Origin of the sequence: Collinsella sp. An2, assembly GCF_002160065.1 — a bacterium.
In the GTDB taxonomy this organism is placed as follows: domain Bacteria; phylum Actinomycetota; class Coriobacteriia; order Coriobacteriales; family Coriobacteriaceae; genus Limicola.
The window spans coordinates 1-769 of the sequence record NZ_NFJW01000046.1; the positions used below are offsets into that span (position 1 = coordinate 1).

Sequence of the window (769 nt, forward strand, 5' to 3'; positions counted from 1 at the left end):
TTCATGGACTTTAGTCCGTGCCGCGCGGCACGCGCGGCGCAGAAAACCACCCGCTGTGCGGGTGGATGGCACTAGATGCTATGCAACGAGGCCCCTTCCCCTCTAGCATGGTGATTGTTCAGGTCGCCGGCCCCGAGGGGAAGGTGATTGCCATGGCCCAGAAGGCCAACAGCCTCGCGCACACGAAGTGGCTGTGCAAGTACCACATCGTGTTCACACCGAAGTATAGGAGGAAGGTCGTCTACAACCAATACCGCAAGGACCTGGGGGAGATCCTCAGGCAGCTCTGCCAGTGGAAGGGGGTGGAGATAATCGAGGGGCACCTGATGCCGGACCACGTGCACATGCTGGTCAGCATACCGCCCAAGATCTCGGTATCGAGCTTCATGGGGTACCTGAAGGGGAAGAGCTCGCTGCTCATGTTCGACCGGCACGCGAACCTCAAGTACAAGTTCGGGAACAGGAAGTTCTGGGCGGAGGGCTACTACGTCTCCACCGTCGGCCTCAACGAGGCGACGATCGCGAAGTACATACGCGAGCAGGAGCGCGCCGACATCGCCCAGGACAGGCTGAGCGTCAGGGAGTACGAGGACCCCTTCGCGAGGGGCCCGCAGGGGAGGTAGGCGCGCCGCCGGTTTGACCGGCCCGCCACGAGTCAAGGGGCCATCGGGCCTGAACGCCAGTTCAGGCCAGGGACTTGAGTCCCTGGCCTGGGGCCATAGGGTTATACCCTAAGAGCAAACCACCCGCTGTGCGGGTGGTTCTGATT

The 769-nt window shown here is 62.2% G+C and carries 1 protein-coding gene; it reads left to right on the forward strand.

Annotated elements, in window-relative coordinates:
- Positions 1-152 precede the first annotated feature (152 nt).
- Positions 153-623 carry an IS200/IS605 family transposase gene (gene tnpA / locus B5F33_RS10745; RefSeq protein WP_087411817.1) on the forward strand — a complete coding sequence of 157 codons (471 nt, stop codon included), beginning with the start codon at positions 153-155 and terminating at the stop codon, positions 621-623.
- The last annotated feature ends 146 nt before the right edge of the window (positions 624-769 follow it).